We start from the raw sequence: 17,488 nt of genomic DNA on the forward strand, positions 1-17,488 counted from the left end.
TTAAGGTCAAATTTTGGATTGGACTTAATAACCTGCAAAATTACTAATCAATATCAAAACTATATTAATAAATTGCGAGAACAAAAATTTCTTATAGGAGCCATGCGAACATGGGTGTAAATTACGGAACTCAACCTACTGTTAGTCCATCCTCTGAGAAAGACGAAGAAACAACTGACTTCTTTACTTCGTTCGAGGATGGGGACGAACAACTTACATGGGAAAATACTGTAGAAACTGACAGTAAAGGAAATAAAATGGCCTCAGGAGTTACAGGAGGTATTTCATATGAATTGGTACAAGGGAATATCCCTCATTCAATAGAAGATGTTACAACAAATACTGTCAAGCAACCAAAAGAGGACGCTTATTATTTGGTAGACCAAAGTAAGCTACAGAATATGAAAACAGAAATAGGGAACGGTCCGAAAAGTAGTTACACAGGAAAGGTCAATGCAGGCTGGACAGGAGGAAAGGCTTTTCAGTATTCTGGTAGGCATACTCTAGAAGGAAGAGCTTATTCTTATAATAAGGTATTTGACGTAAATATTACTGTTACTTCCAAGTCAAAACTTTCCTATTATATTCATCCGCAGTTTATGGATGAGGAACAAAGGAATTATTCTAGTACCTATGTGTCTATCGATCTTGCATTTACCGATGGAATATATCTTAGTGAACTTGGGGCAAAGGATCAGCACGGCATTGAACTAAATCCCCAGGCACAGGGGGAATCTGATACCTTATATCCGAATCAGTGGAACTACAAATCATCTGCCATCGGAAAAGTGGCCGAAGGAAAAATTATTGATCGAATTTTAGTGGCTTATGATAATAAACAAGGTCCTGGGGTTTTTGAAGGTAGTATAGATGATATTAAAATTGAAGAGGATTCAAAAGGCGAAACATATGAAAGTCCTGTTGATTATGTGAATATTTTAAGAGGGACAAATTCAAATTCAACCTTTTCTAGAGGGAACAACTTCCCTGCTGTGGCCGTACCACACGGGTTTAACTTCTGGACTCCAGTGACAGATGCTAGTTCCACTAGCTGGCTTTACACCTACCAACAAGCGAATAATACAGAAAATTTACCGGAAATCCAGGCATTTTCTCTCAGTCATGAAACAAGCCCATGGATGGGAGATCGTCAGACATTCCAATTCATGCCCTTTGCGTCAGAAAAGCCTAGTGCTAACAGAAATGAACGAGCGCTTCCATTTAAGCATGAAAATGAAATAGCAAAGCCACATTACTATAGTGTTACATTCGAGAATGGTATTCAAACAGAAATAACACCAACAAACCGTGCCGCAATGTTTAAGTTTACGTTTACTGATGAAAAATCAAATCTAATTTTTGACAACGTAGACAATAATGGTGGCTTGTTTTTACAGCCAGATCAAAAGATAATCACCGGCTATACAGATGTAAAAAGCAACCTTTCTGATGGAGCTACTAGGATGTTCGTTTATGCATCCTTTGATAAGAAAGTAACGGACAGCGGGAAGTTAACTGGAGAGAATAGGGATCATGTTGCTGGCTATTTTCGTTTTGATATCGAGGGTGAAGACAAAACAGTCACAATGAAAATTGCTACCTCGCTGATTAGCGTGGAGCAAGCAAAAAAGAATCTTGAACAGGAAATTAAACCGGATTCTACTTTTGAACGTTTGAAGGAAGAGGCAAAAAGATTATGGGAAGAAAAACTGAAAATACTTGAAGTGGAAGGGGCAAGTGAAGACGAGCTTACCACTCTATATTCCAATATGTATCGGTTGTTCTTATATCCTAACATAGGGTATGAAAATACGGGAACAAAAGCAAAACCTGACTATCAGTATGCTAGTCCATTTTCAGAACAAACAAAAGAAAATACATCGACCGAGACGGGTGCCAATATTGTTGAAGGAAAGTGTTATGTCAATAATGGTTTCTGGGATACGTACAGAACGACATGGCCAGCTTATTCCTTATTTACACCATCAATTGCTGGTGAGATGATCGATGGTTTTGTTCAACATTATAAAGATGGTGGCTGGATATCGAGATGGTCTTCGCCGGGCTATGCAAATTTGATGGTTGGCACAAGCTCTGATGTTGCTTTTGCTGATGCTTATTTAAAAGGAGTAACAAATTTTGATGTCAAAGCGTTTTATGAATCTGCTTTAAAGAATGCCTCCGTAGCTAGCGAAAATAAGAGTGTGGGCAGAAAAGGGTTAGCCACATCTATTTTTAATCGTTTTACAAGCACTTCGACTGAAGAAGGGTTGTCATGGGCAATGGATGGTTACATCAATGACTTTGCTATTGCTAATATAGCAAAGGAGCTGGCGAAGCAAACAGATAAGTCGAATCCAGATCATAAACAGTATAGTACGGCTGCAAATTATTATATAGAGCGAGCACAAAACTACGTAGAAATGTTCCATTCTGAAGTGAATTTCTTTATGGGGAAAAAGCCGACAGGTGAATGGAGAATAGATGCTGATAACTTCAATCCTGAGGCCTGGGGCGGTGATTATACTGAGACAAATGCTTGGAATATGGCATTCCACGTACCACATGATGGTCAAGGGTTGGCAAATTTATATGGAGGTAGAGATGGATTGGCGGAAAAACTCGATGCGTTTTTCACTACTCCTGAAACGGCCTCTTACCCAGGGCAGTATGACAGTGTAATTCATGAAATGCTTGAAGCTAGGGAAATAAGGATGGGGATGTACGGGCATAGTAATCAGCCATCCCATCATATTCCTTACATGTATAACTATGCTGGAAAACCAGCGAAAACGCAGGAAATAGTTCGTGAAATATTATCCCGACTTTACCTTGGAAGTGAAATAGGCCAAGGGTATCCAGGTGATGAAGATAACGGAGAGATGTCTGCATGGTATTTGTTTAGCTCCGCAGGATTTTATCCGCTGAAAATGGGCACACCTGAATATGCAATTGGAGCACCTTACTTTAAGAAAATGAAGATCCAACTCGAAAATGGGAAGACAATTATAATAGAAGCTCCAAATGTTAGTAATGAAAATAAATTCGTACAAAACCTAAAAGTAAACGGTAAATCTCATGATAAGTTAACGATAGACCATGAAACGCTGAGTAAAGGTGCAAAATTGGAGTTTAAAATGGGAAGAGAGCCATCTGAGTGGGGAACAGGTGCAGACGCCTTACCTAATTCGATTACTGATATAGCAACAAACGGAACATCTTTGCTACCTACGACAATGTTTGATTTAACGGATGGTAATGATGGGATATCTCATCATTCGGATAAAGATGTGGCGCAAAGACTATTTGACAATACTTCTCAAACCAAACTGTCCATAATTAGTAATAATCTGTGGGTACAATATCGTTTCGATAATGGACCAGTGGAAGTGTTGATGTACACGATAACTTCTGGAGATGATGAAAAACAGGATCCGAAAAGTTGGGTACTAATTGGCTCCAAAGATGGTGAAGATTGGCAAGTTCTCGATAGAAGAGAGAATGAACGTTTTCAATGGCGTAAATTCACCAAACCTTTCACAATTGAGAACTGTGGTGCCTATTCCTTCTACAGAATGGAGGTTAAAGAAAACGGTGGAGCTACATCAACTTCTATGACTCAAATTGAATTACTTGGTTATGGTGATTTACAGAAAAAATTTGTTCAAGTCGGATCGACGTTCAATAGTTATGTAGAATCTGGGGAGATTAACGAAGCGTTTAATAAACAACTGGATGTTAAACTTTCTCAATCGCTGGTACAGTTTCAAAAAGGGCAGCACAAGCAAGCAGTCAAGGGATTAGGAGATTGTTTAAAATATATGAATAAGAAAAAGGCTACGAGCATCTCTGAGAAAGCAAAAGAGCAATTAAATGCTGATATTTATTCGCTGATTGAAGCCGTCACAAAAGTTATAAATGGTCAAAATAATAGAATATGGAAAGGAAGTAAAGAGTGAAATATTGTAGGGATAGTTAACATAGAAACTAATATCACAAGATATTAAAATCTGTTTTATCTTCCTGACATCGATGGATATAAAAAATTTGGAGGTCTTATCATGATAAATGTTGCCCTGTTAAGTAAATGGCATGTACATGCTGATGATTATGCTAGTCAAGCGAATCAAAACGAATACCTAACAATTACAGTTGTATGGGATGAAATTGTAGAGCGCGGAGAAAAATGGGCTAAAAAACTTGGAGTCCGTTTTGAAGATAATTTAATGAAAGTACTAGAGGATCCTGATGTAGATGCAGTAATTGTGGATACACCTACAAATCTTCATAAGGAAATTATTACACTTGCTGCTAAACATAAAAAACATATTTTTACCGAAAAAGTGTTAGCGTTTACACTTCAAGATTGTGAAGAAATTATTTCAGTTGTAAAAGAAAATGAAGTAAAGTTAATGGTCTCTTTACCTCGCTTAACGGAAAGTTATTATTTATATGCTCAAGAAGTACTCGATAAAGGATTGCTGGGCAAACTAACTTCGATTCGCTGTAGAGTAGCTCATAATGGTGCTGTTCCATTTGAGGGGAAGCCGAATGGATGGCTTCCAAAACACTTTTTAAATAAAGAGGAGTGCGGTGGTGGAGCATTAATTGATCTCGGAGCTCATCCGATTTATTTAACAAATCGTTTAGCAGGACCAGCAAAAGCTGTTACAGCAAGATTACAAGATACATTAGGTTATGACGTAGATGACAATGCAGTTGTACTTGTAGAATATGAATCAGGTGTTCTTGGAACAATTGAAACTAGTTTTCTATCGAATGGTTCCCCTTTTCAACTTGAACTATATGGTACACAAGGAACAATGTTAATCGAAGATCAAAACATTCGCTTGAAAAGCACAAAGCTAGGTGAAGGTTGGATTGTCCCTGATCAAATACCAGATGCCCTCCCAATGCCACTCAAACAATGGGTAAATTCTATTATTGGAGATTGTAAACCAACTATTAATGAAGAAGATATCCTTAGTTTAACGTCAATAAATCAGGCTGCTAGTCTATCTAATGAACAAGGTAGAAGAGTTAAAATAACCGAAGTTATTACTATGGAAAAAATATAAATTAAAGAATTGGCCTGTGTGGAAGTTAGCAAAGAAAAAAGATTCATCTTCACTTTTCTTTCTTAGAGGATGTTGACTGTATTCACTATATCATAGTGGGAAAAGGTTAGGGGAATGAATAGAGAATATCAGTATTAAAGCGTCTAATTAATAGCTTTATATATACATGATGTTTGTATATGAGTTTAATAGGAGGGGAAACAAATGAATAAAATTCGCATTGGATTTATCGGTACCGGAGGAATGGCCCAGATACATGGTAATCAGTTGTTAGAAATGGAAAATGTGGAAATTAAGGCGATTGCTGATGTCAGTGTGGAGGCAAGAGAACGGTTTGTAAAGAAATTAGGATTACAGAATATAGAGGGATTTTCTGAGTACTATGACATGCTTGATAAAGTGGAATTAGATGGGGTTGTTATTTGCTCTCCTCATACGTTGCATTTTCAGCAAGCGACAGATGTTTTGAGAAAAGGATTACATGTATTGATAGAGAAGCCGATGACGTGTTCATCTAATGAGGCGAAGCAATTAATTGAAACCGCCGAGCAATCAGGTAAGGTTTTGCAAGTTTCCTATCAACGTCATTTTCAGCCGGAATTTATCTATATTAGAGATGCTATAGCAGGCGGGGAAATTGGTAAGATAACATCGATTACTGCTTCACTGTATCAGCAATGGTGGCAAGGGACCAGTGATTCATGGAGGATGGATCCAAAATTGTCAGGTGGTGGATTTTTGATGGACTCAGGTAGTCATATTATTGATGTGTTACTGTGGACGACTGGACTAACGCCAGTAGAAGTAAAGTCGCAGTTATCACAACAAGGGGCTCCAGTAGAAATAGATACATTCACCTCTATTCGCTTTGAGGAAGGGGCTGTTGCTGGCCTGAACCTTGTTGGTTACTCACCTTCCTGGCATGAAACCTATGTATTTTGCGGTGAGGACGGCGCTATTTTCTATGATAACGATAAAATTGTGTTACATCGATTAGGAGAGGCTCCTATTGTTCCAGAATTACCGAAACAAACAACCAATCAAGACAAAAGTTTTATTAATGCGATACTTGGAAGACATGAAGTAAAGGTACCAGGTGAATTTGCGTTAAAAGTAGTCAAGTTGTCGGAAATGGTTTATGAAGCGGCAGGTTATAAACCTTACTAAATGAAGTATTAGATATTAATGGAGGTGATATTAAATCATGAATTTTAATATTGGAATGAGAATACCGCCAAAGATCGGTGCAGAAGGAATCGATAAAGTAGTGGCTTGGGCAGTACAAGCTGGCTTGGATACACTTGATGTACCCGATTTAACACCTGAAGTAAAAGCAGCTTGTCAAAAGGGTGGTATAGGTATAGGATCTGTTGATGCAACAAATGGTGCTCAGCTATTTAGCTTAGATGAAAAGCATCGCGCTAATGCGGTGAATAAACTTAAAAAGCAGATGTCAAATATATCACAATTAGGTGGACGCGTGTTATTTATGTGTTTGGTCCCGGAAGATCATACGCTGTCACGTAAGGAAGGGTTTTCAATCTGGAAAGAAGTGTTTCCAGAAATTGTCCGTCATGCGGAACAAACGGGTATCTATATTGCCATCGAAGGATGGCCAGGACCAGCACCATATTATCCAACACTAGGATGTACACCGGAAATGTTGAGAGCAATGTTCGAATCAATACCATCTAAACACTTTGGTATGACCTACGATCCATCACATCTCGTACGTTTAGGTATTGATTATGTACGGTTATTAACCGAATTCGGTGAAAGAATTAATCACTGTCATGGTAAGGATACAGAAATTTTACAGGATGAACTTTATGAATGCGGTGTCATTAGGGCGACCTTCGATGAAAAATATCAATTTTCAGAAGGCTCATGGCGATACACAATACCTGGGCATGGTGAAGTGGATTGGGGGAAAATTGCCCTCCGTTTGGAGAGTCTTGGTTACCAGGGACCGATAAGTATTGAATTGGAAGATCACCGTTACTGGGGTTCCGTAGAAGCTGAACAATTAGGAATCGTAAAGGCGCAAGAACATTTAAGACGATACTTTAAATAATATTAGGTGTTTTATAGACATGTTGTTAATGACGGAATAATGGCTCTTTGCGTACTCTTTTCTTTATGTATTGAAAATCATGAATGGCGGTAATTGAATGGTAAAAGGAGGAGGAAAATATGAACGAGAATGTTCGTGTTGGTCTTATAGGCTATGGCTTTGCTGCTAGTACTTTTCATGCTCCGATTATATCAACAATACCGAATATGAAATTAAGTAAGATTGTACAGCGTAAGGGAACAAGCTCAAAGGAGCGTTATCCGTGGGTGGAGGTTGTTGACAATGTGCAGGAACTATATCGAGATGAAGATATTGATCTTATCGTTGTCACAACACCAAGTACTGATCATTTTAATTTTGTAAGAGATGCATTATTGGCGGGAAAACATGTGGTTGTTGAGAAACCTTTCACAACAACCACCGGCAAATCGGATGAATTAATTTCCTTAGCCAAAAAGAAGGGAAAGATGCTCAGTGTCTTTCATAATCGCAGGTGGGATGGAGATTTCCTTACCATACAAAAGGTTATTAACGATGGGACGTTAGGTCGGATTACTGAGGCTGAATTTCGATGGGAGAGCTTCAGCCCAATAGCTAATCCTACAAAATGGAGAGATAGCAGTTCCGTTGGGTCAGGTGTACTTTATGATCTTGGAGTCCATTTCCTCGATCAAGCACTTTGTCTTTTTGGTAAACCAAATACTATTAATGCTAATATCCGTACACTGCGACCAGATACAGAAGCTAATGATTATTTCGATGTAACGTTAGGCTATAAAAATGGCTTAAGCATTTATATAAAATCTTCCATGCTTTCGAGAGAGCAAGGTCCACGTTATACGATTCATGGATCAAAAGGTTCTTTTGTTAAGTACGGAAAAGATCCACAAGAAGAGTTCTTAAAAACAGGTTTAACTCCAGCTACTCCTGGTTGGGGAATAGAATTGAAGAAGTGGTGGGGTAAATTAAACACGTCTATAAACGACCTCCATGTTGTAGGGAGTGTTGAAACAATTCCAGGTTCTTACCAATCATTCTATCAAAATATATATGAACATATTATGGGGCGGGAAGAACTTATAGTTAAACCAGAAGAGGCACGCATGTCTATCTATTTGATAGAATTAGCACTTCAAAGTGATAGGGAGCAGAGAACCCTGGAAGTGACTTAATAAAATAGATTTTCTTTCTTCAACCCGATTATCCTGTGCACGGGGGGACAAATCCTTTGTGCACAGAAAATAGTAATTAAAATTCATCATACTTTAACAATTAGATGACTCTCTAAGCAAGTAAGCCATAGTGCACAATATGAATATGCCTATTATAAGTTTACGATGCTTCACATCTATCAGATACCTATGCTGAATGAGAAATGATAAAACGATTAAGGAGGTGGTAGAACTAGAAAAAGGGTAATTATATAAAACAAAGGAGGAGAAATATGTTTAAAAAACGTAAAGTTGGAATGCTATTCAGCATGATTATATTGACTGTAGCATTTATAGTTCCTAGTCATTCTATATCTGCTGCATCCAATCAAAAGAAGAATGTAGATAGAGCCGTAACTTCTTACGAATCGTTGCAAAAATACTTTTATAAATCTGATGTTATGCTCTACACCGAAGAATATCCACATGTGAGCAACAATCCTTATTCTTATGTATGGCCATATGCACGTGCAATGGCGGCAACAATTGATATGTCCAGCCTTCCAAAAATAGGAGAACAGTACGTTAGTGATAGAAACGATCGTTTAGAAGGACTGGAATTGTATTGGAATAATGAGACCGCTCCGGCAGGATACGACTCATATGTTCGTCCACCTCTTGGGCAAGGTGGAGATAAGTTTTATGATGATAATGATTGGATTGCCTTGAACTTTATTAAGTTGTATGAGATGACAGGTGATAAATTTGCATTAGAACGTGCAAAAGATATATTTAAATTGCAAGTATATGGATGGGATGATGACCCTTCACATCCTTGTAAGGGTGGAATATTCTGGACACAAGCTCCATGGAGCAATGACAGGAATACCATTTCAAATGCACCAGTAGCCCAAATTGGTTTATATTTATATGAGATTACAGGGGAAAAATACTATTTTGATTGGGCTAAAAAAACATATGATTGGGTAAACAGCTGTATGCTCGCACCAAATGGTTTATATTGGGATCATATTGACCTTGATGGCAACATTGAAAAAACACAATGGACTTACAATCAAGGCATGATGATTGGAGCAAATGTACTGTTTTATCAAACAACAGGAGATAAATCATACATTAAACTTGCTGAAGAAATAGCTGATAAATCCCTTCAGTATTTCGGAGATTCTAAATTGTATACACAACCACCAGAGTTTAACGCAATCTACTTTGAAAATCTTCAACTTTTAGAATCTGTTAATCACAATAATAAATATCGAAAATATACTCAATCTTATGCTGATAAGATGTGGGAAACTGTAAGAGACCCAGAAACAGGATTGTTCCAACGAGATAAGAATAAACCTGTACCTTTAATTGAACAGTCAGCAATGATAGAAATTTACGCAAATCTTGCTAAGAAAAATGATAATAAATAGTACAAGGATTAATAAGACACTTACCTAAGAAAATATCCTAGGTAGGTGTTTTTGTATGTTGTTGATCCATTTTCTCCAACTTAACATTCTAAATAAAAGGTTAATAAGTGTAGGGTCATAATGGCTTTACTATAAGATCATGATCTAGTTTAAAATTAAGGACTACACCATCTACTCCTATTGAAAAAAGGATATTTCAACACACTTCGACTCCAACTGCTATCAATAATGGAATGTATAAAGTGATAAGATTGATTAAAATTTGTTAAATGAGAAAATATGTTCATGAACTAATAATAGTAAAAATAAAAAAATGAGAGGATAAAACAGTTCAAAGATGTAAAAAAAACATTAAATGAAGTCAATATAATGGTATAAGAAACGAAAGATAATATGAAATAATGAAAGCGCTAACAACTTTTTGTCCTGAAACGGGAAGGGGGATATATGAGAAGCATTGTTTTTATTTTGGAATGAAAATAGGAATCTTTTTATTCGAATCTTTGTACTTGATGAATGAACGAGAGAGTCTGGTTTTCTAAAAAAGAAAGAATTTAATTAGCTGTATATTTTCACTTTCCTGTTTGACACTATCTACCAGAATCATAGAATTGCAGTATATTCAGTTCGAATGTACATAATCATCTCAGAATAATTAGCGTATTAACTAGTTATTACCTAAAAATAAAAAACTAAAATCGCCCTAAGTGAAACGTTTTTATATCGTTTTATGTCTTGAGCGAAGGGAAAGGAATGATTATTAAAATGGTAAGTAAAAGGGGAAAATTCAAAACGATTATTGGATATTTATGTTTAGCTTCCATGTTGTTGGCTTTCGTTGTCTTTATGGAGACAAATGAAACAAAAGCTGAAGATATCACTAAAACAATTACAATAGATGGGAACAATGTAGATAAATATAATCGATTTAAAGGTTTTGGAACGGTAACAGCTAATAATACTTCTCGTTTAATGTTAGATTACAAAGAAGAGCATCCGAAGGAATATTGGGAAATGATGAATCAGCTGTTTAATACAGAAACTGGGGCTGGTCTATCTCACGTAAAAGTAGAGTTAGGTGCTGATGTAAATTCATCTTCAGGTACTGAGCCTGCGACAATGCGATATGCAGATGAACCAGCAAATGTGCTTAGAGGAGCGGGGTTCCAATTTGCCGCCGATGCCAAATCAATCAACGGAGATATTACAACCGAAATATTACGTTGGGGTGAACCGCGTTGGTCATGGAATGGTGCCGCAAATAAGGATTATGAGAATCGATATCAATGGTATAAACAGACAATCGATGCAGTTTATGATGAGTATGGCTTTAGGTTAGATTATGTAGGGATCTCTCAAAATGAAAAAGCACAAAATAATGGTAAAAATGAAGTTGAATGGCTGAAATACTTTACTTCAAACATTAAAGAAGAGTCAAATTATGACTCAGACTACAAAGATATTAAACTTGTTGCTGCAGATGGCTACCGTGATACAGCAACGATTAGTCGTACACTTCTAGATAATCCAGATTTGATTGATGAAATTGATGTAATCAGTTCCCATTATGGTCTGACTGGTTCAAATGAACTTACTCAATTGCAAAAAAAATTGATAGCAGAAGAAAAACAGCCTAAAGAAATTTGGGTATCTGAGGGAATTGCACCAATGATAAATGCTCGATATCGTCAAAATATGGAGCCGAATTATCAAGGGCTTGGAGGAAAAGCAGGGATTATCGATGTAACATCGCGAATTATTTCAGTTTATTCATGGACAGGTGCAGGTAACAATCCACTTAATGCGGTTTCATTTGATTTTCAACCTTCAGTTGCAGCCTTTTATGAAGGCTCTTCATACAATCCGAAACACTTGATAAGTGCATATGATCCATGGTCTGGTTTTTATGAAATTGATGGTGGGTTACAAGGAGTTCGTCATGTTATGAACTTTGTCGGGTATGATGATCACACCACACCAGAAAATGAGCGGTGGATGTATGTGAAAGATGCAACATATAGTGATGGGGATTTCTTCGATGGCGGTGTAGATGTCGATACGAGTACTCATAATTATCTAACATTAAAAGATCCAGAAACTGATGACTATACAACAGTTTTTGCAAATAATACAAAGGAGACACGTAAATATAAGATTAATACTAAAAATCTAAATGGCAAAGAGAATGTACCAGTCTTTGTTTGGGAAACACGTGGGGCAGAGGAAGGACAAAGTTATGATGCTAATTGGTTTAAAAATGTCAACAAAATCACCCCAAAAGATGGTGAATATGAAGTTGAAGTGAAACCTTATTCAATCGTGACCATGTCAACATTAGATAAAGAATCTAAAGTTAAAGGCTTTGAATATCAATCACAACCAGTTGATGTAACGGAAGACACAATCATGCCATTACCATATACCGATAATTTTGAATATGACAAATATCCTGTAGATAAAAAGGGCAGAGATTATGTTGATCGTCGTGGAGGTACACCTCGTTATACTACAGATCAGATTGGTGCTTTTGAAGTTGTTAAAAAGGCTACCAAACAGCAATCTAGTGAAAGCGAAGTACGTACTGATCTAGAAATTCCAAATGCAAAGGCTCATGGAAATATGTTACAACAGAAAATAACTCATGATCTTATTGGTGCAGATTGGGCAGTTTGGGGAGGGAAAGATGGTTCAGCATCTACCAGTAACCCAAACACAACTCTCGGTGATTACCGTTGGGTGAATTATAAAGTTTCCTATGACTTTTTATTAGATTTGCATACACCGGAAGTTGAGAATAGAAGTAATTATGCTTTAATCGGTGTCAGACAAACAAAAGCAGGAGGACAAGACTCACATGCACCATATAATGCACGAGTTTATTCAGATGGAAGCTATGAAATTCTTAAATTAGGGAACGTTGTAAAAAGTGGGACGATTGAAGATTTCGATAACAAGATTTGGCATAATTTAGCTTTTGAGGCTAAAGAAAATGTATTTACACTGTATCTTGACACAAAAGAAATCGCAACTTATACTGACGTTTCTTCAACTGTAATGACTGGAAGAGTTGCGTTAGGGTCTGGCTACTATGAAACGCTTTTCGATAATTTACGTATAGATCCAATTAAAGGATACACCTATAAATCAGAAAAATATGACAGTGCACAAGGTAAGGTATACGAATCAGAAGATGAAGCTTTGAAGAATACTAATTCCTTGGATCCAATTGGGTATGTTGGTAAATGGGATTATACACAGGCTGGATATGCTCATTTTAACCGAACGCAAATGACTGCAAAATCAAATGTTCCAGTTTGGAACGGAGTAACAGTGGGATTCAATGACTCAACAACGTTACAAGGGACTGTGAACAAAGTATTCTATTCCGGAAACTGGTCATCCAACAGTGTAAATGCATGGGGATCAGATGGTGCTTCCTTTGAGATTGAATTTAAAGGCACTGATATAAGGCTATTTGGTATAACAAATCCATCAAATGGAACAGCAGATGTTTATTTAGATGGAGAACTAGTTAGTGAAGCAAATTATTTGAACAATAGCGAAATTAATCAGGAAGTCTGGTCTGCGGAGAACCTTGAAGATAAGGAACATACACTTAAAGTCATAGCAAAAGACAAGTATATTAGCTTTAGCAAAGCTGAAATAGTGACAACTGACCCTGTATTAGCAGTGAAAAAATTAGCAGCAAATAATATCGTTAAACTATCAGATGAATCACTCATAGGGAATGAAGAAAATACAGTTTATGCATTTAGAAAGAATGTCGCATGGGGATCAAATAATACAAATGCTTGGGCGGATTTTAATGATGATCCGTATATTTTAATTAACTTCACGGGTTCAGGGATTGATTACCTGGCTGGGAGTGGAGAAAAAACACAATATAATTTCGAACTTGATGGTGTAGATGTCGGTAACTTTAGCGTAGATCCCAACACTGGTGTGATGTATTCTGTAAAAGGCCTTGAAGAACAGCCACATACACTAAAAGTATCACTGAAAGATAATGAAAAGAAAGAAACCTTCATGGATTACCGTGGGGTAAATATCTACAGTACACCAATAGCTGAGAGTACGAACAGTAGCATGATCTTCGATTTTAAAGGATCAGGATTCAATTTATTCGGAGCGACTCCGGATGCATTAATTGACGTGTATATTGATAATCAATTAATTGATGAGAATTTCAGGATTTATTCGATAGGAGACAGACAAACATCATATAACATTCGAGGACTAAAAAATACCAAACACACAGCTAAAGTTGTTGTTAAAGGTGGATCTTTTGTTTTGGATGGTATTGATGTTATTACAGGAAAAAATAAAGTTGAAGTAAATAAAGATAAACTGCAGAAATTGTATGATGAAAATAAAGAAAAAAGCCATAAGAACTACAATAAGGAAAGTTGGAAAGTTTTCCATAAGGCACTATTAGGAGCAAAAGCTGTTATAAAAAATCCACAAGTAACTCTTGAAGAGGTAGCTGCTGCACAAACATCCTTACAGATAGCAGTAGAGGGATTAACAGAAAAATAAAGTTCAGTAGACAGTATTAATCTATCGTGGATCATACTAAATCTATGCAAGAAGGATTGGTTGGAGTGCACTACGCTTTATGTACATATTTTTTCGTAAAGAGGTAGTGCACTTATCTAGTTACATAAAAGGGATAGTATCGCAAATTTTTGGGGGAAATCCTTCATTTGAATCAGGTCATTCCAATGAAGTAAAAATATTTTAAGATAGGTAAAAATAAATGATATTCAAAAGAAATATTTCAATTTAATATAATCTATAAAATTGCTTGATGAATGGAGAGGTGACATGGAATCAAATGGTTGGATGGGAGGCTTATATAAAGGATGTGATTGGATTGCTAAATTAGCATATATCAATCTTTTATGGGTGTTTTTTACACTGATAGGCTTTATTATATTGGGAATAGCTCCATCAACAGTAGCTTTGTTCTCGATTGTTCGTAAGTGGATTATGGGAGAGAACAATATTGCGATTTTCTCTTCGTTTTGGTCAATTTATAAACGTGAGTTCAAAAAGGCAAATATATTATCTTTTTCACTATTATTTATTGTCCTTTTTATGTATATCGATTGGGTATTGATCAGTTCAATGCAAGGACTTCTCCACTATTTCCTTTTAGCGTGCTTCATCATCATTTCAATCGTTTTTACAGTGGTCCTAATCTATATATTTCCTGTGTATGTTCATTTTGAAGGCACTATTCTTCATTATTTCAAATCAGCTTTTTTACTGGGGACATCTTTTCCAATCCGCACGTTTATGATGATCCTTGCAGTTGGAACGGGATTATTAATAAGTTTGTTATATCCAGGAATAGCTATTTTATTTTTTGGTAGTGGTTTAAGTTTTGTTCTTATGTATTTTTCTCATTCAATCTTTAAAAGTATAAATCCGGTACTAGACTAATAAGATGAACTTGATAAGTTAGATTAACAAACGATAATAAATAGATTAGTAGATTTCATCTTCCGACTGTGGCAAAAATCAACATCGTATTTGAACGAGTATCATTTCATTGTATGTTACCGTAAAACGGACATTCTATTCTCTCGTAAAAGAGGTACGAGAGAATAGAATGTCTTTTTTATAATTTCTGATTGTTAAATATATATATGCCAACTGCTCATCAAAAGGTAAAAATATTATAAAAGTGGATTTTTCATTTAAAAGATACACATTTTTATAAAGAAAGTAAAAATTATTGCAATTATCATCAAGATACCGTTAAGAGATTGGTGACTATGTTCTATATAATATAACTATATTACAAAGAGAGGTGATGGCCTATGAGTTCAAAGTCAGAAATATCAAGATCCTCAAAGGTTAATTATTCAAAAAGGAAAAAGTCAGCCGTAGAAAAAAGTGAAAAATTAGCAGGTTTTCTATTTGTATCACCAATGCTCATTGGTGTTTCAATCTTAGTATTACTTCCAATCTTCGCAACATTCATATTAAGTTTTGCCGATTGGAAATTCATTCAGAGCATCGATCAATTAAAATGGGTAGGTTTTAGTAATTTTAAAAACTTGCTAGCAGATGAAGTGTTTAGAAAATCTCTATTAAACAATGCAATCTTTTTATTTACAGTACCAATCTGTATGATTATCTCCTTAGTTTTAGCTGTTGTTATTGATAAAAGCGTTTACATGAAGAGTTTCTTTAAAGTTGCGTTTTTCATGCCTTATATTTCAAGCGTTGTGGCAATTGCAGTTGTATGGCAAGTTTTATTTCATCCTTCCGCTGGTCCAATTAATCAAACGTTGATGTCATTAGGAATTGATAATCCTCCCAAGTGGATTGCAGACCCAGAATTTTCCTTACTGTCTGTCATGTTCATTCAAATATGGATTTCTGTAGGGTTCAATTTAATTATCTATATTGCAGGTCTTCAATCGATCCCTAAGGAATTATATGAAGCTGCGGATATGGATGGGGCAAACTCATGGGTCAAGTTTCGTAAAATTACCTTTCCAATGGTTTCACCTACTTCATTTTTTCTGCTAATCACTGGAATTATCTCAACATTTAAAGTGTTTGATTTAATTGCTGTTTTGACAAAAGGTGGTCCATTGCATTCAACAAGTATGCTAGTTTGGCATTTGTATGATACTGCTTTTGTAAACTTAGATATTGGTTATTCATCTGCGATGGCTGTGATCTTATTCCTTATTGTCTTTTTAATCACGATATTCCAATGGATCGGCCAAAAGAAATGGGTTAATTATTGAGGGGAGGAAAATTTATGAAAAAGCCGATAAATGTACAAAAAATGATGATAACGATTATTGTCCTTTTCGTTAGTATTTTGTTTCTATTACCTTTTGCATGGATGTTATCTACTTCGTTTAAAATAGAAGCAGATGTATTTAAATTTCCAATACAATGGATTCCAGAGAGGTGGAATGGATTTAATAACTATAAGGAAGTATGGTTTGGGGAATCTCCATTCTACATCTATTATTGGAATTCTATTAAAGTGGCGGTATTAACAACGCTTGTTTCATGTACTGTATCTGCTTTAGCTGCTTATGGATTTTCTAAAGTGAATTTCCCAGCAGGTAAATGGTTGTTTTTTATTGTTTTGGCAACATACATGGTTCCACCACAAGCGAGTTTAGTCCCTCAGTTTATCTTATACCGTAATATTGGATTATTTGATAGTCACTTAGGACTTATTCTATTAGGTAGTTTTAGTGTGTTAGGTACATTTATGCTTCGTCAATTTTTTATGGGTGTTCATAATGAATATATCGATGCAGCAAAGATGGATGGTGCAGGTCATTGGAGGATATTTTGGTCAATAGCTTTACCTATTGTTCGCCCAGCTGTTGCAACTTACGCTATTTTAAGATTTATTTGGACATGGAATGATTACCAGAATCCTTTAATTTTCTTACGTACAGATGCTCTTTATACAATTCAGCTAGCTATGCAAAAGTTCACTACAATTAATGGAGAATTCTATTCTCTCATAATGGCGGCTGCTGTTTCTGCAATTCTTCCACTACTAATCGTGTTTATTATTGGTCAAAAACAAGTTATTGATGGTATTGCTCTAGGAGGAGTAAAAGGTTAATAATAAGAATATTAAAAAACTAATGTCAAATAATTCTTAATATAGGTAAAAAAAATTCCATTCCATAGAGAAAAGCCTTTGCTATAATTCAACTTGTAAGGGCTTTCTTT

10 protein-coding genes are annotated in these 17,488 nt (G+C 36.0%); all 10 read left to right on the forward strand.

Annotated elements, in window-relative coordinates; translation table 11 throughout:
* Positions 1-110 precede the first annotated feature (110 nt).
* The 10 genes from AC6CHR_RS03415 (at position 111) to AC6CHR_RS03460 (ending at position 17,378) form a co-directional block, all read left to right on the forward strand.
* Complete coding sequence (locus tag AC6CHR_RS03415) at positions 111-3,959, forward strand: GH92 family glycosyl hydrolase (RefSeq protein WP_498247081.1); 3,849 nt, start codon at positions 111-113, stop codon at positions 3,957-3,959.
* A gap of 102 nt (positions 3,960-4,061) precedes the next feature.
* Entirely contained in the window at positions 4,062-5,078 is a 1,017-nt protein-coding gene (locus AC6CHR_RS03420) for a Gfo/Idh/MocA family protein (RefSeq protein ID WP_498247082.1), read from the forward strand.
* A gap of 204 nt (positions 5,079-5,282) precedes the next feature.
* Positions 5,283-6,245, forward strand: a complete 963-nt coding sequence (locus AC6CHR_RS03425; RefSeq protein ID WP_498247083.1) for a Gfo/Idh/MocA family protein — start codon at positions 5,283-5,285, stop codon at positions 6,243-6,245.
* A 37-nt stretch (positions 6,246-6,282) separates the two neighbouring features.
* Positions 6,283-7,152 carry a sugar phosphate isomerase/epimerase family protein gene (locus AC6CHR_RS03430; protein ID WP_498247085.1) on the forward strand — a complete coding sequence of 290 codons (870 nt, stop codon included), beginning with the start codon at positions 6,283-6,285 and terminating at the stop codon, positions 7,150-7,152.
* Between the two features lie 119 nt (positions 7,153-7,271).
* Complete coding sequence (locus tag AC6CHR_RS03435) at positions 7,272-8,324, forward strand: oxidoreductase (protein ID WP_498247086.1); 1,053 nt, start codon at positions 7,272-7,274, stop codon at positions 8,322-8,324.
* A 272-nt stretch (positions 8,325-8,596) separates the two neighbouring features.
* Positions 8,597-9,742: a glycoside hydrolase family 76 protein gene (locus AC6CHR_RS03440; RefSeq protein WP_498247087.1), complete on the forward strand. Its 1,146-nt coding sequence runs from the start codon at positions 8,597-8,599 to the stop codon at positions 9,740-9,742.
* Positions 9,743-10,477: 735 nt separating this feature from the next.
* Positions 10,478-14,299, forward strand: coding sequence for a glycoside hydrolase family 30 protein (locus tag AC6CHR_RS03445; RefSeq protein WP_498247088.1), 3,822 nt, complete (start codon positions 10,478-10,480; stop codon positions 14,297-14,299).
* 288 nt (positions 14,300-14,587) lie between these two features.
* Positions 14,588-15,208, forward strand: a complete 621-nt coding sequence (locus AC6CHR_RS03450; RefSeq protein WP_498247089.1) for a YesL family protein — start codon at positions 14,588-14,590, stop codon at positions 15,206-15,208.
* Positions 15,209-15,588: 380 nt separating this feature from the next.
* Complete coding sequence (locus AC6CHR_RS03455) at positions 15,589-16,530, forward strand: carbohydrate ABC transporter permease (RefSeq protein ID WP_498247090.1); 942 nt, start codon at positions 15,589-15,591, stop codon at positions 16,528-16,530.
* Between the two features lie 14 nt (positions 16,531-16,544).
* Complete coding sequence (locus AC6CHR_RS03460) at positions 16,545-17,378, forward strand: carbohydrate ABC transporter permease (protein ID WP_498247091.1); 834 nt, start codon at positions 16,545-16,547, stop codon at positions 17,376-17,378.
* The last annotated feature ends 110 nt before the right edge of the window (positions 17,379-17,488 follow it).

Source organism: Metabacillus sp. GQ13, assembly GCF_059758525.1.

Bases quoted from the DNA above. Each gene is read 5' to 3' on its own strand.
- AC6CHR_RS03460 (WP_498247091.1), top strand. From the start codon at position 16,545: ATGAAAAAGCCGATAAATGTACAAAAAATGATGATAACGATTATTGTC.
- AC6CHR_RS03435 (WP_498247086.1), top strand. From the start codon at position 7,272: ATGAACGAGAATGTTCGTGTTGGTCTTATAGGCTATGGCTTTGCTGCT.
- AC6CHR_RS03415 (WP_498247081.1), top strand. From the start codon at position 111: ATGGGTGTAAATTACGGAACTCAACCTACTGTTAGTCCATCCTCTGAG.
- AC6CHR_RS03440 (WP_498247087.1), top strand. From the start codon at position 8,597: ATGTTTAAAAAACGTAAAGTTGGAATGCTATTCAGCATGATTATATTG.
- AC6CHR_RS03455 (WP_498247090.1), top strand. From the start codon at position 15,589: ATGAGTTCAAAGTCAGAAATATCAAGATCCTCAAAGGTTAATTATTCA.
- AC6CHR_RS03425 (WP_498247083.1), top strand. From the start codon at position 5,283: ATGAATAAAATTCGCATTGGATTTATCGGTACCGGAGGAATGGCCCAG.
- AC6CHR_RS03450 (WP_498247089.1), top strand. From the start codon at position 14,588: ATGGAATCAAATGGTTGGATGGGAGGCTTATATAAAGGATGTGATTGG.
- AC6CHR_RS03430 (WP_498247085.1), top strand. From the start codon at position 6,283: ATGAATTTTAATATTGGAATGAGAATACCGCCAAAGATCGGTGCAGAA.
- AC6CHR_RS03420 (WP_498247082.1), top strand. From the start codon at position 4,062: ATGATAAATGTTGCCCTGTTAAGTAAATGGCATGTACATGCTGATGAT.